This is a genomic window from Micromonospora sp. NPDC050200 (genome assembly GCF_040656135.1).
Classification (GTDB): domain Bacteria; phylum Actinomycetota; class Actinomycetes; order Mycobacteriales; family Micromonosporaceae; genus Micromonospora.
Genome location: NZ_JBFALG010000013.1, coordinates 53,968 through 75,130, shown reverse-complemented (window position 1 = coordinate 75,130; position 21,163 = coordinate 53,968). Strand labels below are relative to the sequence as shown.

The 21,163-nt window shown below is 73.5% G+C and carries 18 protein-coding genes and 1 riboswitch; of the genes, 7 read left to right on the top strand and 11 right to left on the bottom strand.

What is annotated here, in order from left to right:
* Positions 1–7 precede the first annotated feature (7 nt).
* Positions 8–1,267: an FUSC family protein gene (locus tag AB0I41_RS11650; protein ID WP_357105298.1), complete on the bottom strand. Its 1,260-nt coding sequence runs from the start codon at positions 1,265–1,267 to the stop codon at positions 8–10.
* 65 nt (positions 1,268–1,332) lie between these two features.
* On the opposite strand from AB0I41_RS11650, the gene AB0I41_RS11645 reads away from it, so the two are divergent.
* Entirely contained in the window at positions 1,333–1,968 is a 636-nt protein-coding gene (locus AB0I41_RS11645; protein WP_357105133.1) for a metal-dependent phosphohydrolase, read from the top strand.
* A gap of 139 nt (positions 1,969–2,107) precedes the next feature.
* Here the strand turns inward: AB0I41_RS11645 and AB0I41_RS11640 are convergent, their stop codons facing one another.
* A complete protein-coding gene (locus AB0I41_RS11640; RefSeq protein WP_357105130.1) occupies positions 2,108–2,380 on the bottom strand; it encodes a DUF4031 domain-containing protein in 273 nt (90 codons plus the stop codon).
* A gap of 35 nt (positions 2,381–2,415) precedes the next feature.
* Here AB0I41_RS11640 and AB0I41_RS11635 point away from each other — a divergent pair, with 35 nt between their 5' ends.
* The gene (locus tag AB0I41_RS11635) at positions 2,416–3,816 is read left to right on the top strand and encodes an FAD-linked oxidase C-terminal domain-containing protein (protein ID WP_357105128.1); all 1,401 of its coding nucleotides are present in this window, start codon (positions 2,416–2,418) and stop codon (positions 3,814–3,816) included.
* A 12-nt stretch (positions 3,817–3,828) separates the two neighbouring features.
* Here the strand turns inward: AB0I41_RS11635 and AB0I41_RS11630 are convergent, their stop codons facing one another.
* Both AB0I41_RS11630 and AB0I41_RS11625 read right to left on the bottom strand, forming a co-directional pair.
* Entirely contained in the window at positions 3,829–4,341 is a 513-nt protein-coding gene (locus AB0I41_RS11630; RefSeq protein ID WP_357105295.1) for a hypothetical protein, read from the bottom strand.
* A gap of 84 nt (positions 4,342–4,425) precedes the next feature.
* Positions 4,426–6,243 carry a glycerol-3-phosphate dehydrogenase/oxidase gene (locus AB0I41_RS11625; protein ID WP_357105293.1) on the bottom strand — a complete coding sequence of 606 codons (1,818 nt, stop codon included), beginning with the start codon at positions 6,241–6,243 and terminating at the stop codon, positions 4,426–4,428.
* A 203-nt stretch (positions 6,244–6,446) separates the two neighbouring features.
* Here AB0I41_RS11625 and AB0I41_RS11620 point away from each other — a divergent pair, with 203 nt between their 5' ends.
* From AB0I41_RS11620 to AB0I41_RS11610, 3 genes are all read left to right on the top strand, one after another.
* Entirely contained in the window at positions 6,447–8,867 is a 2,421-nt protein-coding gene (locus AB0I41_RS11620) for a S8 family serine peptidase (protein ID WP_357105127.1), read from the top strand.
* 47 nt (positions 8,868–8,914) lie between these two features.
* On the top strand, positions 8,915–9,835 hold the full coding sequence (locus AB0I41_RS11615; RefSeq protein ID WP_357105124.1) for a GNAT family N-acetyltransferase: 921 nt from the start codon (positions 8,915–8,917) through the stop codon (positions 9,833–9,835).
* A gap of 153 nt (positions 9,836–9,988) precedes the next feature.
* Positions 9,989–10,231 (top strand): hypothetical protein, encoded by a 243-nt coding sequence (locus AB0I41_RS11610; RefSeq protein ID WP_357105122.1) that lies wholly within the window; start codon positions 9,989–9,991, stop codon positions 10,229–10,231.
* Positions 10,232–10,291: 60 nt separating this feature from the next.
* Here AB0I41_RS11610 and groL read toward each other — a convergent pair whose 3' ends face one another.
* The 3 genes from groL to AB0I41_RS11595 all read right to left on the bottom strand — a co-directional run bounded on the left by groL (position 10,292) and on the right by AB0I41_RS11595 (position 13,620).
* Positions 10,292–11,914 (bottom strand): chaperonin GroEL, encoded by a 1,623-nt coding sequence (gene groL, locus AB0I41_RS11605; protein ID WP_357105119.1) that lies wholly within the window; start codon positions 11,912–11,914, stop codon positions 10,292–10,294.
* Between the two features lie 277 nt (positions 11,915–12,191).
* A complete protein-coding gene (locus AB0I41_RS11600; RefSeq protein ID WP_357105117.1) occupies positions 12,192–13,226 on the bottom strand; it encodes a hypothetical protein in 1,035 nt (344 codons plus the stop codon).
* Positions 13,227–13,416: 190 nt separating this feature from the next.
* Positions 13,417–13,620 carry a cold-shock protein gene (locus AB0I41_RS11595; RefSeq protein WP_007073263.1) on the bottom strand — a complete coding sequence of 68 codons (204 nt, stop codon included), beginning with the start codon at positions 13,618–13,620 and terminating at the stop codon, positions 13,417–13,419.
* 222 nt (positions 13,621–13,842) lie between these two features.
* On the opposite strand from AB0I41_RS11595, the gene AB0I41_RS11590 reads away from it, so the two are divergent.
* The gene (locus AB0I41_RS11590; RefSeq protein ID WP_357105114.1) at positions 13,843–14,373 is read left to right on the top strand and encodes a GNAT family N-acetyltransferase; all 531 of its coding nucleotides are present in this window, start codon (positions 13,843–13,845) and stop codon (positions 14,371–14,373) included.
* A 233-nt stretch (positions 14,374–14,606) separates the two neighbouring features.
* Here AB0I41_RS11590 and paaN read toward each other — a convergent pair whose 3' ends face one another.
* Complete coding sequence (gene paaN, locus AB0I41_RS11585) at positions 14,607–16,280, bottom strand: phenylacetic acid degradation protein PaaN (protein ID WP_357105111.1); 1,674 nt, start codon at positions 16,278–16,280, stop codon at positions 14,607–14,609.
* A gap of 149 nt (positions 16,281–16,429) precedes the next feature.
* On the opposite strand from paaN, the gene AB0I41_RS11580 reads away from it, so the two are divergent.
* Positions 16,430–16,720, top strand: coding sequence for a hypothetical protein (locus AB0I41_RS11580; protein WP_357105109.1), 291 nt, complete (start codon positions 16,430–16,432; stop codon positions 16,718–16,720).
* A gap of 70 nt (positions 16,721–16,790) precedes the next feature.
* On the opposite strand, the gene AB0I41_RS11575 is transcribed toward AB0I41_RS11580, so the two are convergent.
* From AB0I41_RS11575 to AB0I41_RS11565, 3 genes are all read right to left on the bottom strand, one after another.
* Positions 16,791–17,810 (bottom strand): GNAT family N-acetyltransferase, encoded by a 1,020-nt coding sequence (locus AB0I41_RS11575; protein ID WP_357105107.1) that lies wholly within the window; start codon positions 17,808–17,810, stop codon positions 16,791–16,793.
* Positions 17,811–18,232: 422 nt separating this feature from the next.
* Positions 18,233–19,522, bottom strand: coding sequence for a threonine synthase (thrC, locus tag AB0I41_RS11570; protein WP_357105104.1), 1,290 nt, complete (start codon positions 19,520–19,522; stop codon positions 18,233–18,235).
* 10 nt (positions 19,523–19,532) lie between these two features.
* A riboswitch (SAM riboswitch) is annotated at positions 19,533–19,665 on the bottom strand.
* 322 nt (positions 19,666–19,987) lie between these two features.
* Positions 19,988–21,163, bottom strand: coding sequence for a Fic/DOC family N-terminal domain-containing protein (locus tag AB0I41_RS11565; RefSeq protein ID WP_357105102.1), 1,176 nt, complete (start codon positions 21,161–21,163; stop codon positions 19,988–19,990).

The following is a 21,163-nucleotide window of genomic DNA, read 5'->3' as shown; positions in this document are numbered from 1 at the left end:
CGGCGGCTCAGCCCACGGGCGGCGCGGTGGGGGGCTGCGGGGCGGCGGCGGGCGGCGGCGGCTCCCCCGTCGGCTTCTCCTGGTCGCCGAAGGACTGCCGGACCAACCGGTTCGCCTCCTCCTGGTCAACACCGGAGGCGACCAGGATGTCGCTGGCGGTGGTACGCACCTGGGCGATCACCACGCTGCCGGAGAAGCCGACGCCCTGCGCGTAGGCCCGGCCGGCCTCGCTGACCGCCCGCAGCGCGCGTTCCCGGGCCTTCACCGGCTCCGCACCGACGGCGAACTCGTGCCGGAGCAGGCGTACCGACTCGGCGAGGTGGGCCACGGCCTCCGGCATCGGATCCGGGATCGGCTCTTCGTCCTCGATCATGGTGACCGCCCGCCGGATCAGCGTGCCGGTGTTGCGCATCGCCCGGTCGATCGGGTCGGCTGCCTCCGCGTAGTGGACCAGCTCGTTACGCCGGTGCCAGCGGGCCGGGGAGAGGGTGCTGGTCTCCTTCGCGCCCTCGATCGCCTCGGCGAACGTGCTCAGCTCCTCCTTGTTCTCCCGCAGCCGTTCCAGGGCCCGCTGGGCGCTGCCGCGGTCCCGGTTGCGCAGCGCCTCGACGGTGACGTCGAGCTGGCCGGCGAGCAGGTCGAGCGCCGGCCGGGCGGCCCGGTTGATCACCCGCAGCGGGTTGAGTGGCAGCAGGATCGCCGTCACCAGCAGCGCGATGCCGCCGCCGACGGCCGCGTCGATGAACCGGGGTATCTCCAGGTTCTTGGTGGAGGGGCTGAGCGTGACGATCAGCACCGCGGTGGCCGCCGCCTGGATGACGATGGCCACGCTGCCGCCGAAGAAGATGGTCAGCAGGATGGCCGCGGTCACCACCAGCCCGAGCTGCCATCCGCCGGTGCCGAGGAAGTAGATCAGGCCGTCGCCGAGGAACACCCCGACCGCGACCCCGACGATCAGCTCCACCGTGCGGCGCAGCCGCTGGCCGACCGAGGCGGCCAGGGTGCCGACCGCAGAGATCGGCGCGAAGACCGGCTGCGGGTTGTGCAGGAACTTGTACGAGACGACCCAGGCCAGCGCGGCGGCGAGCCCCGCCTGGACGGCGAGGCCCAGGGTCATCCGAACCCGGTGCAGCCGGTCGTGCAGGGTGGCCCGGCTGCGATGGCGCAACTCCTCCATCGCGCCGGCGATGCGGGCGGAGTCGATGTCGGAGGCACCGTCGCGCAGGCGGATCCGACGCAACAGCGGCGGTCGTCGGTCCCGGGCCACGGCCATGGCCGGGACTACCCGTACCGGCGTGGTTCATCCCCGCCCGCTCGGGCAGACTCGGCGGGGTGACGGAGCTGATCGACCGCTGGCGGTCGGCCGCGCGGGCCGCCGGCGCCCCCGACGGCCCGGCGCTCACCGGGGCCGGGGCAGAGCTGCTGGCCCGCTGGCGGGAACCGCTACGGCGGTACCACACCGTGCGGCACCTGACCGCCGTGCTGGACGTCGTCGACGCGTACGCGGAGCTGGCCGATCGGCCGGACCTGGTCCGGCTCGCCGCCTGGTGCCACGACGCGGTCTACGACCCCCGGGCGGCCGGCGACGCCAACGAACGGGACAGCGCCGCGCTGGCCGGCACGCTGTTGGCCGGGCTGCGGCTGCCGGCCGCCGCGGTGGCGGAGGTCCGCCGGCTGGTGCTGCTCACCGCGGGGCACGCCACCGCCGCCGGCGACCGCGACGGCGCGCTGCTCTGCGACGCCGACCTCGCCGTCCTGGCCGCGCCGCCCGAGGAGTACGACGCGTACGCCGCCGCGGTCCGCGCGGAGTACGCGCACGTGCCGGAGCCGGACTTCCGGGCCGGCCGCGCCCGGGTGCTGGACGCCCTGCTCGCCCTGCCGGCCCTCTACCGCCTTCCCCCGCTCGCGGCCCGCTGGACCGACCGCGCCCACGCCAACCTCACCCGCGAACTCACCACCCTCCGTTGACCCAGCCCCCACCCGGTGGCCGCACGCCCGCTCGGACGGGCCGCCCGGATGATCCACCCCGCGCTGCGGTGGGTCACGGTCTTCCCGTCGCCGGACACCGCGACCCGCCGCAAACCCGGCGGGCGGGGGCGGGGGGACGTCAGCAGGCGGGGCGGGCCAGGTGTCTGGGGCGGCGGAGGCCGGCGTCGCGGAGCAGGCGTACCACCTCGCGGCTGGGGACCACCCGGGCGCCGAGCCAGACGGCCATGGCGAAACGCTCGGCGGGGATGTCGTAGTGGTCGCGGTCGAAGCCGCGCCGGGGTGCGCCCAGCGCCTCGGCGAAGGCGTGCAGCTCGGCGGGGGAGACGTCGCTGATCAGGTGGGACCAGAGCCGCCCCCGCCACGGCCAGGCGGGCCGGTCGAGGTACAGCATGGCGGCCAATCTAGCCGCCGGTTAGCCTCTCCCGCATGGCCGGATCCCCCCTCCTCGACGACCTCCGTGCGGCGCTCGGCGACGACGCCGTCCTCACCGACCCCGATCTGCTCCGGATGCACCAGCGCGACGAGGCGGACCTCTGTCCGGCCGGTACGCCGCTGGTGGTGACCCGGCCGCGCGACACCGCGGGGGTGGTGGCGGTGGTCCGGGCCGCCGCCCGGCACGGCGTGCCGGTGGTGCCGCAGGGCGCGCGGACCGGCCTGGCCGGCGCCGCGAACGCGGTCGACGGCGCGGTGGTGCTCAGCACGGTGGCGATGGACGCGCTCCTGGAGATCGACCCGGTGAGCCGGATCGCCGTGGTGCAGCCCGGGGTGGTCAACGCGACGCTGGCGGCGGCGGTGGCGGAGCACGGGCTCTACTACCCGCCGGACCCAGGCTCCTGGGAGTCCTCCACCATCGGCGGCAACGTCTCCACCAACGCCGGCGGCATGTGCTGCGTCAAGTACGGGGTGACCACCGAGTACGTGCTCGGGCTGGAGGTCGTGCTCGCCTCCGGCGAGGTGCTGCGCACCGGCCGGCGCACCGCGAAGGGTGTCGCCGGGTACGACCTGACCCGGCTCTTCGTCGGCTCGGAGGGCACCCTCGGGGTACTCACCGAGATCACCGTGTCGCTGCGCCCGGCGCCCGAGGAGTCGCTGACCATGGTGGCGGTCTTCGGCTCGACCGCCGAGGCGGGCACGGCGGTGGCCCAGATCGCCGCCCGGGGGCTCACCCCCAGCCTGCTGGAACTACTCGACCGGACCCACCTGCGGGCGATCGAGGCGTACCGGCCGATGGGGTTGCGGACCGACGCGCAGGCGCTGCTGCTGGCCGCCGCGGACACCGGCGCCCGGGCGGCGGACGACCTGGCCCGGCTGGCCGAGGTCTGCGAGGCCGCCGGCGCCGAGGAGGTGTACGCGGCCACCGACGCGGTCGAGGCGGCGGCGCTGCTCCAGGCGCGCCGGCTGGCGCACCCGGCGATGGAGAAGTTCGCCGCGGACGCCTTCCCCGGCGGCAACGGCGGTCTGGTGATCGACGACGTGGCGGTGCCGCGCGGCTCGCTCGCGGCGCTGCTCGACGGGGTGGCCCGGATCGCCGAGGAGTGCGACGTGCCGATCGGCGTGGTCGGGCACGCCGGGGATGGCAACATGCACCCGAACATCGTGGTGGACCGGGCCGACCCGGCCAGCCTGGAGCGGGGCCGGCGGGCCTTCGACGAGATCATGCGGTTGGGCCTGGACCTCGGCGGCACCTGCACCGGCGAGCACGGCGTGGGGCTGCTCAAGCGGGACTGGCTGGCCCGGGAGATCGGGCCGGTCGGGGTCCGGGTGCACCAGGCGATCAAGGCGGCACTGGACCCGGCCGGGCTGCTCAACCCGGGCAAGGTGCTCTGAGGCCGCCGGCGGTCAGCGGGTGGGCTCGGCGGGGGTGGCCTGGGTGAGCAGCAGCAGGATCTCGTTCCCCACCGTCGGCCGCTCCTCCCCGGGGCAGTCCTGCGAGGTGATCAGGCCGGCCGAGGTGAGCAGGCTGGAGGTCAGCGCGTCGATGCAGCTGCCCCGGTACCGGCGGGCCTCGTCGGTCTCCTGCGCCAGCCGCGGGTCGGCGAGCAGGTCGTGGAGCCGCTTGACCTGCTCGGGGTCGAGCGTGCCCGTCGAGGTCACCCCGTCGCCGGCGCAGTCGTCGCACTCCCAGTGGCCGTCCGGCTCGACGTTGAGCGACCGGAGCGGGCCGTCCTGGCCGAGCTTCTGCATCAGGCTGACCCGGGCCGCGCCGGTCCCGCCACCGGCGGGCGCCGTCGCACCGGCGGCCTTGTCCTGGGTGGATTCCGCCCCGCCGAACACCGAACAGGCGGTGAGGGCGACCGTCAGCACGGCACCGGCGCAGAGCATGAGCGTGCGTGACCACTGGTTGAGAATCACGCGCCGCAACTTACCCCACCGTAGGTAGCGGCCGGTACCCGCCGACCGTACGACCATCGATGGGTGCGAGTCCGCCCCGATCGGTCAGCGGGACGAGGTGGGCAGCCCGGCGCTGTCCCCGTCGACGCCCCGGTCGGCGGCGAATCCCCGCACGTCCGGCGCGCCCAGCCGGGCCGCGTCGGCGGTCGCGTCGTCCGGCATCAGCTGGGACTCCCGCTCCGCCTCGACCCGGGCCCGGTAGTGGGCGATCTCGCGCTCGCGGGTGGCCGCGTCCCAGCCGAGCACCGCGCCCATCAGCTCCGCGGTGTGCCCGGCCGACTCCAGGCCCCGGTGGGTGGTCTCGAAGGAGATCCGGGTACGCCGGGTCAGCACGTCCTCCAGGTGCAGCGCTCCCTCGGCGCGGGCCGCGTACGTCACCTCGGCGGCCAGGTACTCCGGGGCGCCGGCCAGCGGCGAGGCGAGCAGCGGATCGGCGTCGACCAGGGCCAGCAGCTCCCGGGTCAGCGTGCCGTACCGCTCCAGCAGGTGCTCGACCACACCGACCGGCACCCCGTGCCGGCGGGCCAGGTCGGCCCGGTCCCGCCACATGGCCGCGTACCCGTCGGCGCCGAGCAGCGGCAGGTCGGCGGTGCGTGAGGCGCGGCCGCCCCCGAGCCGGCGGACCGCCCGGTCCACCACGTCGGAGGCCATCACCCGATACGTCGTGTACTTGCCGCCGGCGACCAGGAGCAGCCCCAGCATCGGCTCGAAGACGGCGTGCTCACGGGAGAGCTTGGAGGTGGAGTCGGCCTCGCCGGCGAGCAGCGGACGCAGCCCGGCGTAGACGCCCTCGATGTCCGCCGTGGACAGCGGCCGATCGAGCACCGTGTTGACCTGGTCGAGCAGGTACTGGATGTCGCGGGCGGAGGCGGCCGGGTGGGACCGGTCCAGCCGCCAGTCGGTGTCCGTGGTGCCGATGATCCAGTGCCCGCCCCAGGGGATGACAAAGAGCACGCTGGTGGCCGTCCGCAGGATCAGCCCGGTCTCGCCGGTGATCGCCGAGCGGGGGACGACCAGGTGCACGCCCTTGGAGGCCCGCACCCGGATGCCGGGGCGCAACCCGACGTCGTTGAGCATCCGCGACATGTCGTCGCTCCACACGCCGGTGGCGCCGATGACGGTGCGCGCGCGTACCTCGAACTCGGCGTCCGGGGAACCGGCGGGCGCCTCCAGGTCGCGGACCCGGACCCCGGTCACCTCGCGGGCCTGCCGGATCAGCCCGACCGCGCGGGCGCTGCTCACCACGGTCGCGCCGAGGCTGGCCGCGGTACGGGCCAGGGTCACCACCAGCCGGGCGTCGTCGACCTGGCCGTCGTAGTAGCGGATGGCGCCGGCCAGCGAGTCGGCCCGCAGGCTGGGGAAGATCCGGCGGGCGCCCTCCCGGGTCAGGTGCCGGTGCAGCGGCATCCCCCGCCCACCGCCGAAGACCCCGGCGAAGGCGTCGTAGGCCGCCACGCCGGCCCCGTAGTAGGAGCGGCGGAAGGCCCGGGCCGGCAGGTCGCGCAGGCCACGACCGGCGGGCAGCGGCACCAGGAACGGCACCGGCCGGACCAGGTGCGGGGCGAGCCGGGTGGCGAGCAGGCCGCGCTCGGTCAGCGCCTCGTGAACCAGGTGGAACTCCAACTGCTCCAGGTAGCGCAGGCCGCCGTGGATCAACTTGCTGGACCGGCTGGAGGTGCCGGCGGCGTAGTCGCGGGCCTCCACCAGGGCCACCTTGAGCCCCCGGGAGGCGGCGTCCAGCGCGGCGCCCGCACCGGTCACGCCACCGCCGATGACCAGCACGTCGAACCGTTCGGACCGGAGCCGGCGCAGGTCCGCGGCGCGGCGCTCCGGGGAGAGCTGGCCGGCGGCGGATCTGGTCACGTTGGGGTCGCGCACCCGTCCACCGTAACCGCCCGGTGTCCCGGGCAGCAGGCCCCGCCCACGCCCGGGGCCGGGAGCGGCCGGATCACCCACCGCCCGTCAACCGGACCGGCCACGCCCGGCCGGGGCAGCGAGGACCGGATCCGGGCACGCCGGGACGGTACGGACGCCGGGGAGCGGGCCGGGCGTCGTACTGTTTCCGGATGCGGGCCGAGCCACCTCTCACCGGAAGCGACGGGACCGACCGGTCCGCCAATCCCTGGGCGGTGGTGGCGGCCGTGCTGGCGGGCGGCTGGACGGTGGCGACCACCGTGCTGCTCCAGGTCGCCGGCTGGTCCGTCGACCAGGTGCGACTGGCCAGCGGGCTGAACCGGTGGCCCTGGGTCTGGCCGGCGGTCTCCCTGGCCACCGTCCTGCTGGTGGGCCTGCCGGCCCTGCTGCTGGCGCTGCTCCCCCGCTCCATCGCGGTCCGGGCCACCGGCCGGGCCTGGCTGGCCGGGGTGCTCGCGCTCGGCGCCCTCGGCGCGCTGCGGGCGCTCCCGCCCGTGCACCACGAGCTCTACCTGGCCGCGCTGGCCGCCACCGCCGCCGTGCTGGCCCTGGTCGCCGCCCGGCTGCCGGACCGCCGCCGCACCCTCGGCGGCACCCCGGAGGCGCCGGGCGGCCGCCGACCGGATCCGGTCACCCTGCTCGCGGTGGCCGCCGGGCTGGCGCTGCTGCTGCCCTGGGCCTGGATCGGCGCACTGGGCGGGCTGCTGGAGACCGTGCTCGCCGCGCTGGCCGCCGCGGCGGTGGGCGCGCTGGCCGGGGTGCTGCTCGACCGGCGGTTCTGGTCCCTCCTCGGCGACGAGCCGCCCCGACCGGCCCGGCTGGTGCTGGTCGGCGGCCTGGCCGGCGGGGTGACCCTGCTGCTGCTCGCCGCCGGCACCGGGCACTCCGGGGCCCAACTGCCCGCCCTGCTCGGCGTGCCGCCGGTCGCCTTCACGCTCGCCGCCCTGTACGCGGCGACCCGCCGGACCGGCACCCCGGTCGCCGGGCCGGTCCGGTGGCTGGTCGGGCTCGCGCTGTTCGGCCCGCTCGCCTTCGCCGACCCGGAGGAGATCTCGGTCCTCCTGGCCACCAGCCGCGACGTGCCGTTCTGGGTGGCGGCCGCCGCGGTCGCCGGGCTCGCCGTCGCGGTGCTGCTCGCCGTCGGGTACGGCGTCCTGCTCGCCCGCCGCCGCGGCGTCACGCCGAGCCGGCGGGTGGCCGCGCTGGCCGCCGGCGTGCTGCTGGTCGCGGTCGGGGTGGTCGACGTGGTTCCCGGGCAGCCCGGGCTGTACGGCGACCGGCTGCTGGTGGTGCTGCGCGAGCAGGCCGACCTCGCCGGCATCCCGGCCGGTACGCCGGGCCGGGCCGGTCGCGACGCGCGCGCCGTCGAGGTGTACCGCCGGCTGGTCGCCACCGCCGAGCGGACCCAGGGCGACCTGCGCCGCGAGCTGACCCGGCTGCGCCTGCGCCCGACCCCCTACTACCTGGTCAACGCGATCGAGACCGACGGCGGCCCGGCGGTGCGGGCCTGGCTCTCCGGCCGCCCCGAGGTGTCCCGGGTGCTGGTCAGCCAGCGGGTACGCCCGCTGCCCGCTCCCGCGCCGACCACCCACGGAAACGCGCCGGCGCCCGCCGGTCCGGCCTGGAACATCCGGATGATCGGCGCCGACCGGGTCTGGTCGGAGCTGGGAGTGACCGGTTCGGGGGTGGTGGTCGGCAGCTCGGACTCGGGCGTGGACGGCCACCACCCGGCGCTCGCCGACGGCTTCCGGGGCGGCGACGACTCCTGGTACGACCCGTGGGACCGCACCCGCACCCCGAACGACGCCAACGGGCACGGCACCCACACGGTGGGCAGCGCGGTGGGCCGGGACGGCGTCGGGGTGGCCCCGGGCGCGCGCTGGGTGGGCTGCGTCAACCTCGCCCGCAACCTCGGCAGCCCCGCGCACTACCTGGACTGCCTCCAGTTCATGCTGGCTCCCTTCCCGCCCGGCGGTGACCCGTTCACCGACGGCCGGCCGGCGCGGGCCCCGGACGTGCTGACCAACTCCTGGGGCTGCCCACCGATCGAGGGCTGCGACACCGGGGTGCTGCGGCCGGCCGCGGACGCCCTGGCCGCCGCCGGGATCCTGGTGGTGGCTGCCGCCGGCAACACCGGCCCGTACTGCGGCTCGATCGCCGACCCGCCCGCGCCGTACCCGGACGTGGTGACCGTCGGCGCGGTGGACAACAGGAGGCTGGTCACCCGGTTCTCGAGCCGTGGCCCGGCCCCCGGCGGAGCCGCCAAACCGGACCTGGTCGCCCCGGGCGCGGGCGTGCTCTCCGCGATGCCCGGCGGCGGCTACGCCACCCTGGACGGGACCTCGATGGCGACGCCGCAGGTGGCGGGCGTGGTGGCGCTGATGTGGTCGGCGAACCCGGCGCTCGTCGGCGACCTGGAGCGCACGCGGCGGATCCTGCGGGAGACGGCGAAGCCGGCTTCGACGAACTACCCCCCGCACGCTCCGCAGGGCACCTGCGGCGCGGCGGAGCGCATCGACGGCGCCGGCATCGTCGACGCGTACGGGGCGGTGCGGGCGGCCCGGGCCGGCTGAGCGGGGCCTTGCGCCGACCCGTGGTGGTTGATCTAGGGTCGGCCACCATGGAGTTCATCCTCGCCGACCTGCCCGCCGACCGGGTCCCCGCCGTCGTCGCGCTCTGCGGCCGCGCGCTCGACCTGCCCGAGGACGCCGCCGAGGCGGAGTCCGTGGTGACGGCCCTCTGGCCCCGGGCGGCGGCGGACCGGACGGTGCTGGCGCTCGGGGCGTACGCGGGGGACGAACTGGTCGGGGTGCTGATCGGGTCGGTCTCGGCGGCGGACCGGCGGCTCGGGCACGTCGACCTGGTCGCGGTCGCGCCGCAGCGGCGTCGCCGGGGTGTCGGCCGGGCCCTGGTCGCCGAGGCGGAACGGCGGCTCGCCGGCCTCGGCGCGGCCGAGCTGCTGCTGGCCGGGAACCCGCCGTACTACGCCTGGCCGGGCATCGACGTGCGGTACACCCCGGCGGTCTGCCTGGCGCTGGCGCTCGGGTACCGGCAGGACCGGACCGCGTGGAACATGACCGCCGACCTGTCGTACGACGGGTCGCCGGCGCTGCGCACGACGGAGCCGGCGGAGGCCCGGCTGGCCGGTCAGGGTGTGTCGGTACGCCGGGCGGAGTCGGCGGACCTGCCGGCGCTGGCCGCCTTCGCCCGGTCCACCTTCGGCGGCGCCTGGGACGGCGAGCTGGCCGGCTCGGTCGGCCGCGACGGCGCGGGCTGCCACCTGGCGGAGCGGGACGGGGAGATCCTGGGCTTCGCGGCCTGGGGTTCGTCCCGGCCGAGCTGGTTCGGGCCGATGGGCACCGCACCGGAGGCGGAGGGCTCGGGCATCGGTGGGGTGCTGCTGCGCCGCTGCCTGCGCGACCAGCACGAGGCCGGGATCCCGGCAGCGCAGATCGGCTGGGTGGGGCCGGTCGCTTTCTACTCGGGCAGCGCGGGCGCGCGGATCGAGCGGGTCTTCTTCCTGTACCGCCGGACGCTCTGACGACCCGCTCTGACGGGCATCACCGCACGCTCCGACGACCCCGCCGGACGCGGGACGGATCGACAATCGGGCGAATGGGATATAGACCCTGATAGTGCCATTCGCCCGCGTGGGTGATCGACGCCCCCTACCGTTTCGGTAGAGGAGGCGGCCATGACCACGGACAACGAACAGACCGACGACGCGGTGCCCCGCAGCTGGACGCCGGTCGGTGACCCGCCCATCGGAGTGCCGTTCGACCGGCGGGACTACGGCGACGCCGAGCAGCTTGTCGAGATGGCCGGGGTCGACGAGCCGGCGGTCGACGACCCGGTGACCGTGGTGGACGAGCCGGTCGCCGTCCGCCCGCCGTACGACCGGGCACAGAAGCGGCGCAACCAGCGCAGCCTGCCCTGACCGACGGAAAGGGGCGAACCGCTCGCGCGGCCCGCCCCTTTTCGGCGTTCGGAGCTGGACTCAGAAGTCCATGTCCCCGCCACCCGGACCAGCCGGGGCGGCCGGGGTCTTCTCCGGCTTGTCCGCCACGACGGCCTCGGTGGTGAGGAAGAGCGCCGCGATCGAGGCGGCGTTCTGCAGCGCCGAGCGGGTCACCTTGGCCGGGTCGATGATGCCCGCGGCCAGCAGGTCGACGTACTCACCGCTGGCGGCGTTGAGGCCGTGGCCGGCGTCCAGGTTGCGGACGCGCTCGACGACCACGCCACCCTCCATGCCGGCGTTGACGGCGATCTGCCGCAGCGGGGCGTCCAGCGCGATCTTGACGATCTGCGCGCCGGTCGCCTCGTCGCCGGTCAGGTCCAGCTTGTCGAAGGCGGTCTTGCCGGCCTGCACCAGCGCGACGCCACCACCCGGGACGATGCCCTCCTCGACGGCGGCCTTCGCGTTGCGGACGGCGTCCTCGATGCGGTGCTTGCGCTCCTTCAGCTCGACCTCGGTGGCCGCGCCGACCTTGATCACCGCAACACCGCCGGCCAGCTTGGCCAGCCGCTCCTGCAGCTTCTCGCGGTCGTAGTCGGAGTCGCTCTTGTCGATCTCGGCCCGGATCTGGTTGACCCGGCCCTGGATCTGCTCGGCGTCGCCGGCACCGTCGACGATGGTGGTCTCGTCCTTGGTCACCACGACCTTGCGGGCGCGGCCCAGCATGTCGAGGCCGACGGCGTCCAGCTTGAGGCCGACCTCCTCGCTGATGACCTGGCCACCGGTGAGGATGGCGATGTCGGCCAGCATGGCCTTGCGGCGGTCACCGAAGCCCGGCGCCTTGACGGCGACCGACTTGAAGGTGCCCCGGACCTTGTTGACGACCAGGGTCGCCAGGGCCTCGCCCTCGATGTCCTCGGCGATGATCAGCAGCGACTTGCCCGACTGCATGACCTTCTCCAGGATCGGGAGCAGGTCCTTCACCGACGCGATCTTGCTGTTGACGATCAGGAGGTAGGGGTCGTCGAAGACGGCCTCCATGCGCTCCGGGTCGGTCATGAAGTACGCGGAGATGTAGCCCTTGTCGAAGCGCATACCCTCGGTGAGCTCGAGCTCCAGGCCGAAGGTGTTGCTCTCCTCGACGGTGATGACGCCTTCCTTGCCGACCTTGTCCATCGCCTCGGCGATGATCTCGCCGACGGTGTTGTCACCGGCCGAGATGGAGGCGGTGGAGGCGATCTGCTCCTTGGTCTCCACGTCCTTGGCGAGCTTGAGCAGCTCCTCCGAGACGCTGGCCACGGCGGCCTCGATGCCCCGCTTCAGGGCCATCGGGTTGGCGCCGGCGGCCACGTTGCGCAGGCCCTCGCGGACCAGGGCCTGGGCCAGGACGGTCGCCGTCGTCGTGCCGTCACCGGCCACGTCGTCGGTCTTCTTGGCGACCTCCTTGACCAGCTCGGCGCCGATCTTCTCGTAGGGGTCCTCGAGCTCGATCTCCTTGGCGATGCTCACACCATCGTTGGTGATGGTGGGGGCACCCCACTTCTTCTCGAGCACGACGTTGCGGCCCTTGGGGCCGAGCGTCACCTTCACGGCGTCGGCGAGCTGGTTCATGCCCCGCTCGAGGCCGCGGCGCGCCTCTTCGTCGAACGCGATCATCTTGGCCATACGGCGTTGTCCTCCTGGACACTCACGGGCCACCCGGGTATTTGTGCCCCGGATGGGCCGCCTGGTGTACGCACCTTGGGACGCCGCCACCTGGCGACGACGACGTCCTTCGGCCGGGCCGGACAGCCCGCGACGACCGGCCATGTGCCGCCCCGGCGCCATCGAGACGCCCGTGCGGCCGTGGCCCTACCGCCCCGACCATTGGCACTCACGGTATGCGAGTGCCAATGACTTGTTTAGCACTCTCCCCTGCCGAGTGCAAGCGCGATCGGGCCGGTCAGCCGAGTTCCGCCGCCAGTCGCGCGACGTTCACCGGGGCCTCGTGGGCCCGCTGCTCGGCGTAGGTCACAACCAGCCCGACCAGCTGCACCAGGTAGACCGGGACGACCAGCGCGGCGGTCACCACGACCACCGCGACGGCGCCCACCGCCGAGCCCGGGGCCGCGAACGGGTCGGTGCCCAGGGGCGTCCTGCCGACGGCCTCCAGCACCGCGCCGACCAGGCTGCCGGCGATGACCGCCGCCGCGACCAGCGCGATCCGGCCCAGCACCATGCCGAGCCGGTCGTGGAAGAAGCGGAAGGAGCGGCCGATCGGGTTCTGCCGCTCGAAGAGGTAGACCGGGCCGGCCAGGGCGAGCGCGAAGGCGAGGTAGACGCCGGGCAGCACGCAGAAGGCGAAACCGACCGTGAGGATCACGCCGATCAGCAGGCTCCAGGCGTACAGGCCCGGCGCCCGGCGCAGGCCGTAGCGCAGCGCGCCGCCGAGGTCGGCCGGTTCACCGGCCGCCTGCCGGGTGAGCACCCACGTGCCGGCCGCCCAGCCCACGCTCTGCACCAGGGAGAGGAGCAGGCTGGCGACCAGCACCCAGCCCACGAGCGTGAGGAGGGCGCCCAGGTAACCCTCGGGCAGCGAGCCGTCGGCGGGCATCGACTCCAGCTGCGGCGTCGGGTCCAGCCCGAGGCTGATGATCGAGATCACCGCGGCGGGGAGGGCCTGGGTGAGCAGCATGATCGGCAGCAGCTTGCGCCAACTGCGGCGCAGCGCCCCGGCGCACCGGGCGAACCAGCCGCTGACGCCGGCGTACGGCGGGTTCACCAGCGGGTCGGCCGGGTCCCACCCACCGCCGACCGGCCAGCCGTACGGGAGGTGACCGCCGTACGGCGGGTAGCCCGGAGGGAAGCCGGCGTACGGGCCGGAGCCGGGCGGGTAACCGCCGGTGGGCGGGAACACCCAGCCCTGCGGCTGCGCGCCGGCCGGATCCCACGGCGATGGCGGGGCCGGCTGCCCCGGCGGCATGGGCTGACTGGGCACCACCGGACCGGACGCGGCCGGCTCCCCCGGCGCGGGTGAGCCCGTAGGACCGGGTTCGGGTGGACCCGACGGGAACTGGTCGGACATGGACCCTCCTCAGCGACGGCTGGATCGGCCCATGATCTTCCCTGGTGCCCGCCGGCGCCGCTGCCCCGCAGGGGGCCGGCCGGCAAGCGGGACGGGGCGCGACTCAGGCGACGACGCGTACCCGCTCGGCCTGCGGGCCCTTCTGGCCCTGGGCGATCTCGAACTCCACCCGCTGCCCGTCGTCCAGCGCCTTGTAGCCGTCCATCTCGATGGCGGAGAAGTGGACGAAGACGTCCTGGCCGCCGTCGACGGCGATGAAGCCGTAGCCCTTCTCGGCGTTGAACCACTTCACGGTGCCCTGTGCCACGGTGCACTTCCTCACTCTGCGCGGCGTTCCACGACCCCGGAGGCCGGCGGACCGGCACCGGAGGACCACCGCTTCGGCGATCGGTGAGGGCCGCTGAATCGGTGACCGAAATCGCACGCTACACGAGGAGTGACGACGGCGCACGACCCCAAATCGGGCATATTCCGGCGCTCCGCCGACCGTTCACCCATCGGCGGTGGTCGCTGCGGTATGCATGCGGACATGACAGCTACCCCGGCCCGGCCGGAAGCCCGGAGAGCCGGCGTCCGCCGGGTATGCCACGAGGACACCGCCCGGATGCGGGCGCTGCGGCTGGAGATGCTCGCGGACGCGCCGCTGGCGTTCCTGGAGACCGTGGCCCAGGCCGCCGCCCGCCCGCACGCCGACTACGCGGCCCGGATCGCCCACGTCTCCCGGGGTGACCACACCGCGCAGTTCGTCGCCGATCCCGGCGGCCGGCTGGTCGGCCACGCCGGCGGCACCGCCTCCCCGGACGAGCCCGGCCTGACCGTCGTCTACGCCGTCTACGTGACCCCGACCTGGCGGGGCAGCGGCCTGCTCGGCGAGCTGATCGACGGGGTGGCCGCCTGGTCGCGCGCGTGCGGCCGGCCGGAGCTGATGCTGGAGGTGGTGGTCGGCAACGAGCGGGCCTGTCGCGCCTACCGCCGGCTCGGCTTCACCGACACCGGGGTACGCGTACCGCACCCCACCGTCCCCGCCCTGCGCGAACTCCAGATGCGCCGCCCCGCCTGACCCCCGTAGAACCAGCACGCAAGGCAGCACCCCGGACTGCCGCCCCCGACCCTCAGAACCATCACGCAGGGCAGCACCCCGGTGAGACACACCCCCGGCCCCGGCAGCGGCGCCCGCCAGCGCACACCGCACGGGTTTCCGGGGGGGGAGCCCGCCCGCGGAAGGATCAAGCCTGACCGCCTGGAGCGGGCGGGCTCCCCCCGGAAACCCCAACCTGGACCCGAGACGAAGGCCTAGACGTGCCGACGACTCTGCACGATCCGGAACCGGTTCGCCACGTACGCGCCGTCGGTCAGCGCGGCATTCGCGGCCGGGTTGGCGCCGCTGCCGTGGAAGTCCGAGAACGCGGCCGACTGGTTCACGAAGACCCCGCCGGTCAGGTTGCAGGACAGGTGCACGCCGACGTCGACCGCGGCGGCCTCGGCCGCGTCCAGCACCGAGGGGTCGGTGGAGTAGACGGCGGCGGTCAGCGCGCCCTTCTCACCCACCGTCGTGCGCAGGATCTCCAGGCTGTGGGCGGTGGAGTCGGTGGCGATGACGAAGGAGATCGGCCCGAACCACTCGCGGCCGTAGGTCGCGGTGTCGTCGGCGGCCAGCTTCACGATGGTCGGCGTCCGCACCACCGCGCCGGGCAGCGACGGGTGCTCGACGGTACGGGACTCCAGCACCGGCTCGCCGACCTTGGTGACCTCGTCCAGCCGCTCCAGCACTCCCTCGTTGACGATGGCGCCGGTCAGCTCGACCCCGCGCGCCGGGTCGGCGGTGAGCTTGCCGATCGCACCCGCGATGCCGGCGGCCACCTCGTCGAAGCTCTTGTGCCCCTGGTCGGTCTCGATGCCGCCGGCCGGGATGAGGAAGTTCTGCGAGGTGGTGCACATCTGGCCGCTGTAGAGCGCCAGCGTGAAGCCCAGGTTGCGGCACATCCCGGCGAAGTCGTCGGTGGAGTCGACCACCACCGTGTTGAGGCCGGCCTTCTCGGTGTAGACGGCCGCCTGCCGGGCGTTCGCCTCCAGCCAGTCGCCGTACTCGGTGGAGCCGGTGAAGTCGACGATCTTGACGGCCGGGTGCAGGGCCAGGGTGGAGGCGAGCTTCTCGCCCGGCCCCTCGGGGGCGAGCAGCACCAGGTTGGGGTCGAAGCCGGCCTCGGCCAGCACCTCCCGGGCGTACTTCACCGTGATCGCCAGCGGCAGCACGGCGCGCGGGTGCGGCTTGACGACCACGGGGTTGCCGGTGGCCAGCGAGGCGAAGAGCCCCGGGTACGAGTTCCAGGTGGGGAAGGTGTTGCAGCCGATCACCAGGGCCACGCCCCGGGGCACCACGTGGAACGTCTTGGTCATCCGCAGCGGGTCGCCCTTGCCGGCCGCCTTCTCCCAGCCCGCCGTCCCCGGGTGCCGGGTCATCTCCGCGTACGCGTAGGCGACCGCCTCCAGCGCGCGGTCCAGCGCGTGCGCGCCGCCGGCCTGGAAGGCCATCACGAACGCCTGGCCGCTGGTGAACTGCACCGCGTTGGCCAGCTCGAAGATGTGCTTGTGCAGCCGGTCGAGGATCTCCAGGCAGACGCCCACCCGGGCCTGCGGGCCGGCGTCGCGCCAGGCCGGCAGCGCCACGGTGGCCGCGCCCACCAGCTGGTCGGCGGCGGCGTGCGGGTAGCGCACGTTCAGCTCCAGCCCGAACGGGCTGGCCTCGGTGGCGACGGTCGCGCCGTCGCCCGGCTGGTCGAGGGGGAACTCGCCGTCCAGGTACGCCTCGAAGGCGGCCTTCCCGTCGGCGGCGGCGGTCTCGCCGTACACCCGGGGGCTGGGTGACTCGGGATAGGCGGACCAGTATCCCCGCTCCGTGATCGCGGTCAGCGCGCGGTTGAGGGTGTCGGCGTGCCTGTCGTACAGGGGATGCGGGGTCTCCGTCATGACCGCCATCATGCCGCAGCCACCGAACGGGCAGTAGGGGCCGCTCCCAGCGGTGGCCCCGGCGTCCCGGGCGGGGCCGGAACACATGGACGGAAGCCCAGCGGGAATGCCCGGGCGGGATGGAAGGAACCCGTCGGGAGGTGGACCAGATGCCCTTTGTCCAGGTCATCGAGTACGAGTCGGACCAGCGTGACGAGGTGCGGAAACTCAACGAGCAGTGGGCACGGGAGCACCCGGACGGCGGCCCGAGCCGGTTCGTCATGGCCGAGGACCGGGAACGGCCGGGACATTTCGTCATGGTCGCCGAGTTCGACACCTACGAACAGGCGATGGCCCACAGCGGCCGACCGGAGACGGGCACGTACGCCGAGCGGATGCGGAGGCTGGCGAAGGGTGACCCCCGGTACGTCAACCTGGAGGTCGCCCAAGAGGGGACCTGATCCACGGACCAGGCGCCGGCCGCCCTGCTCCGAGGTTGTCCGATCTGCCGGGCCGGGGAGCCGTCGGAGTTCAGAGCGTCAACTGCCACTCCGTCGAGGCGTCGACCGGCCGGAAGCCGAGCTGCTCGTTGATCCGGATCATGTGCCCGTTCGCCGCCGCGTTGAAGGTGTCGACCACGCGCAGCGCCGGCTCGTGCGCCAGCGCGTGCTCCAAGTTCTCGACCTTGGTGAGCAGGCCGAGCCGGTGGCCCCGGTGGTCCGGGTCGACGATGGTGATCTGCTGCCAGGCGTGCCAGTCGGTGTTCGCGGCGAGGCTGAGCATGCTCCAGGCGACCAGCCGGCCGGAGCCCTCGTGCCGCGCCGCGACGTGGTAGCGGCGGCTGCCCCGGACGTCGAGCGCCCGCTCGGTGGCCCGGATCCGCTCCGCGTCGACCCGCTCCTGCTCCCACTCGACGTCGCCCAGGGGCGCGTCGGTCATCAGCCGGCCCTCCAGGTAGGCCACGTCGGCGACGTACTCGTCGGGGGTGACCTGCCGCCAGCTGACCGTGCGGTAGCCGGCGGCCGGGCCCCCGGCGTCGGCCAGCAGGGCGGCCCGCGCGGCCCGGTCGAGCCGGGTGGTGTCCAGCCGGCGGCGGACCGCCACCAGCGCGGGGCGCGCGCCCATCGCGGCGGCGAACGCGTCAGCGGCGCCGTCCCGCACCGGGCCGCCGGGCAGCGTCGACACCGCCGAACCGATCACCCGCTTGCGGCCCGCCTCGCGCAGCAGCCGCAGGCCGTGCTCGTGCAGCGCCCGGCCGACGCCCCGCCGCCGGTACGCCGGGTGCACCACCAGCTCGGCGGTCGCGTTCTCGGTGTTGTCCAGCTGTGGCAGTTCGAGGCGGAGCCAGCCGGCCGGCGCGCCGTCGACCCGGGCCAGTGCCCAGCGGGTGGCGATGCCCGGCATCGGATGCCGCACCAGCGCCTCGAACCGCCGCCGGCAGTACGCCGGGAGGTCCGGCCAGTCCACGTCGTCGGCCGCCGCGCCGATCCGGTACGCCCCGTCGACGGCGACCCGGTCACCCGCGTCGACGGGTGTGATGGTGATACCCATGCCGGTCAGCCTGCGGCATCGAAAAGCGAACGGGCCAGCGATTTATCCGCTGGCCCGTTCGGACGTTGGTCGGGAGGGACGTCCGCACAACGCCTCCGGCGTTGGGTCGTAAGAACTGAAAGTCTCCGGCGGAACGCCCTCCCGCACGGAGCATCTTGCGCCGTCCGGTTCCTGTCGTCAAGTCCTTGTCGGCGGGGTTTTCCACACTCACAGCGAAAATCCAGTTACCCGGCGGATCGACCCGATCCCCCGTCCGGGCGATCCGCCCCTCCCCTACCCGGCCACCACCCCACCTCGCCCGCACCGTCCGTCCGCGCCGATTCAGGGGTAACAGTCACCAGTTGATCTCCCACGGCGACCATTTCCCCTAGATCGACGGGATGGGAGGGGCGAGAGGCGGGAGGGGGCCAGGGCGGGGCGGGTCAGGCGAGCAGGCCGGCGTCGCGGGCCGCGCGCAGCGAAGGCTTGATCCGGTGGGTCGGGCCGACCTGGCCGGCGACGGCGTCGATGGTCTTCAGGCCCTCGCCGGTGTTGAACACGACCGTCTCGGCGGTCGGGTCGAGCCGGCCGGACTCGACCAGCTTGCGCAGCACCGCCACAGTCACCCCGCCGGCGGTCTCGGCGAAGACCCCGGTGGTACGGGCGAGCAGCCGGATCCCCGCTCGGATCTCCTCGTCGTCCACGTACTCCATCCAGCCGCCGGTACGGCGCACCGCCTCCAGCGCGTAGAGGCCGGCGGCCGGGTCGCCGATGTTGAGTGACTTGGCGATGCCGGTCGGCTTGACCGGGACGATGGTGTCCCGGTCGTCGTGCAGCGCGGTGGCGATCGGGTTGCAGCCGGCGGACTGGGCGCCGAAGACCTTCCAGCCGCCGGCCGGCGCCTCGACCAGCCCGATCTCGACCAGCTCGGAGAACGCCTTGTCGATCTTGGTGAGCAGCTCGCCGCTGGCCATCGGGATGACCACCTGTGCCGGGATCCGCCAGCCGAGCTGCTCGGCCACCTCGTAGCCGAGGGTCTTGGAACCCTCCGCGTAGTAGGGGCGGACGTTGACGTTGACGAACGCGGTGTCCTCGAACTCGTCGGTCTCCACCAGCTCGCCGCAGAGCCGGTTCACGTCGTCGTACGAGCCGTCGATGGCGACCAGGTCACCGCCGTAGACGGCGGTCGTGATCACCTTGCCCTGCTCCAGGTCACCGGGGATGAAGACCACCGAGGGCACGCCGGCGCGGGCGGCGTGGGCGGCCACCGAGTTGGCCAGGTTGCCGGTGGAGGCGCAGGCGAACCGGGTGAAGCCGAGCGCCCGAGCGGCGGTCAGCGCCACCGAGACCACCCGGTCCTTGAACGAGTGGGTCGGGTTGGCGCTGTCGTCCTTGACCCAGAGCGGCGCGGTGATGCCCAGCTCGGCGGCGAGGTGCGGGGCGGCGACCAGCGGGGTCAGGCCCGGGTTCAGCGTGACCCGGGTGGCCGGGTCCTGGCCGGCGGGGAGCAGGGCGGCGTACCGCCAGATGTTCTGCGGGCCGGCCTCGATCCGCTCGCGGGTGACGGCGGCCAGGGCGGCGGCGTCGTAGTCGACCTCCAGCGGCCCGAAACACTCGTAGCAGGCGTGCTGCGCGGCGAGCGGGTAGCGCGCGGAACAGGCGCGGCAGACCAGGGCGTGGGCCGGGCTGTCGGTGGTGTCGATGCCGGGGGCGGCGGGAAGCGTCGACGTCATGTCGAGAGTCCTCTCATCTTTCCCCACATCGCACCCTGCGGCGGGGACGGAATTGGCACCTGCCCGCGCTGGCTCGTCATCGAGCGTGCGGGTGGTTGCCGGGGCGTCGTCGGGCCGTATCCCTCAGCCCCTCTGGATGAGGTATGCAGTTGTGCCACCGAGTCTATGCAGACCCGCTCCGAACGCCCACCCGGCATCCCAGGGTGTGAGCCCCTGCCTTGGCGATCTCACGATCACGCCCGCCGACGGCGTGCAGGTACCGGCGGGCCGCTGCCGTCGATGACTGTCCGAGTCGCTTCGTGAGGTCGGCCAGGGTCGCGCCGGTCTGCGCGGCGAGGGTCTGCTCGGAGGCAAAGCCGCTCCAGCCAGGCAGAAGCCAAGACTTCATCTGGTGGCCGCTGCCTTGTCTCCCTCCACGAAGGCTGAACGGCCTATACCTTCCTGACGAGGAGATCCCGCCTGCGACTATCGAGCATCAATGATTCGAAGTACGTCCTTAGCGGCGAAGACGCGAGCGTAACGACGCCCCGTCCGCTCCTGCAGGATCCCCAGGTGCTCTAGCCGGCGGATGGCAGTGTTCACAGCTGGATAGGAGACGCCGTACATCTGGGATGCAGTGGTCGGGGTGATCATCGGGTAACCGATCAGATCCCCGACGATCCTGACGGCGACTCCACGAACGTTCGCCTCTCTGAGGCGTTCAAGCGCGTGCTCCCTCCAGTCCAGTAGAGCGTCGATGCGTTCAACAGCCAAGACCGCCTGTGCTCGTACTGCCTCTGAGAAGAACCTGATCCAGGGATCGAACTTGCCGGTCATGCTGGTCCGGAGGAGGTGGTCCTGATACTCCCGCCGTCGTACCTCCAGCCATGGTGAGAGATTCAGAACCGGGACCCGCAGCTCTCCTTGTGACGCGAGTTGGAGCACGCAAACCAACCGCCCGAGGCGCCCGTTTCCGTCATTGAACGGATGAAGCGTCTCAAACTGGTAGTGGCCAAGGGCCATCTTGGCGATCAGTGGAAAGTCGTCCCTGCTGGTGATCCAGTTCTCCCACGCTTCAAGGCCAGCCTGCAACTGGTCGCCTGGCGGCGGGGGGACGAAGCGGGCTTCCTTGACCCGGCCGGCGCTGAGGCCGATGAAGACTTGGATGCTCCTGACGTTGCCGGCGTCGGCTGTGTCTCCGCGGGTCCCTCGCACGAGGACCTTCTGGAGTTGGCGCAGCATGCCGATGGTGATCGGCCTTTCCTTGATCCACTCGTACGCCATCTCGGCGGCTCGGACGTAGTTCACCACCTCGGCAACCGAGGCTGATACCTCGCGGGCCTCTAGGAAGTCGGCCTCGAGTACGTCGTCCAGTGCTGCGTAGGTTCCTTCAAGCGCTGAGGTGCTGACAGCCTCACGACGGATCGCCGGCCTTGCCAGAAGCATGGGGTTTGGAAGCCTGATCGCTGCCTCATCCAGCCTTGCCACCGCAGCCGTTGCCATGGTGAGGTTTCGGAAGGTGTCCTGCTCGAGGTCAAGCCGGCCAGGCAGGGGGTTCGGCAGGAACGCCTTGTGATCGTAGGGCTCGTCGTACCGAGCATCGTGGCCGTTGATCGGCACCAGGACGCCAGCGGGAGACGCGGCGAACGCCTCGAGGTCCAC

Coding starts and splice junctions, on each gene's coding strand:
- groL (WP_357105119.1), bottom strand. CDS start 11,914: ATGGCCAAGATGATCGCGTTCGACGAAGAGGCGCGCCGCGGCCTCGAG.
- AB0I41_RS11575 (WP_357105107.1), bottom strand. CDS start 17,810: ATGGGTATCACCATCACACCCGTCGACGCGGGTGACCGGGTCGCCGTC.
- AB0I41_RS11615 (WP_357105124.1), top strand. CDS start 8,915: ATGGAGTTCATCCTCGCCGACCTGCCCGCCGACCGGGTCCCCGCCGTC.
- AB0I41_RS11590 (WP_357105114.1), top strand. CDS start 13,843: ATGACAGCTACCCCGGCCCGGCCGGAAGCCCGGAGAGCCGGCGTCCGC.
- AB0I41_RS11635 (WP_357105128.1), top strand. CDS start 2,416: ATGGCCGGATCCCCCCTCCTCGACGACCTCCGTGCGGCGCTCGGCGAC.
- AB0I41_RS11640 (WP_357105130.1), bottom strand. CDS start 2,380: ATGCTGTACCTCGACCGGCCCGCCTGGCCGTGGCGGGGGCGGCTCTGG.
- thrC (WP_357105104.1), bottom strand. CDS start 19,522: ATGACGTCGACGCTTCCCGCCGCCCCCGGCATCGACACCACCGACAGC.
- AB0I41_RS11620 (WP_357105127.1), top strand. CDS start 6,447: ATGCGGGCCGAGCCACCTCTCACCGGAAGCGACGGGACCGACCGGTCC.
- AB0I41_RS11580 (WP_357105109.1), top strand. CDS start 16,430: ATGCCCTTTGTCCAGGTCATCGAGTACGAGTCGGACCAGCGTGACGAG.
- paaN (WP_357105111.1), bottom strand. CDS start 16,280: ATGACGGAGACCCCGCATCCCCTGTACGACAGGCACGCCGACACCCTC.
- AB0I41_RS11610 (WP_357105122.1), top strand. CDS start 9,989: ATGACCACGGACAACGAACAGACCGACGACGCGGTGCCCCGCAGCTGG.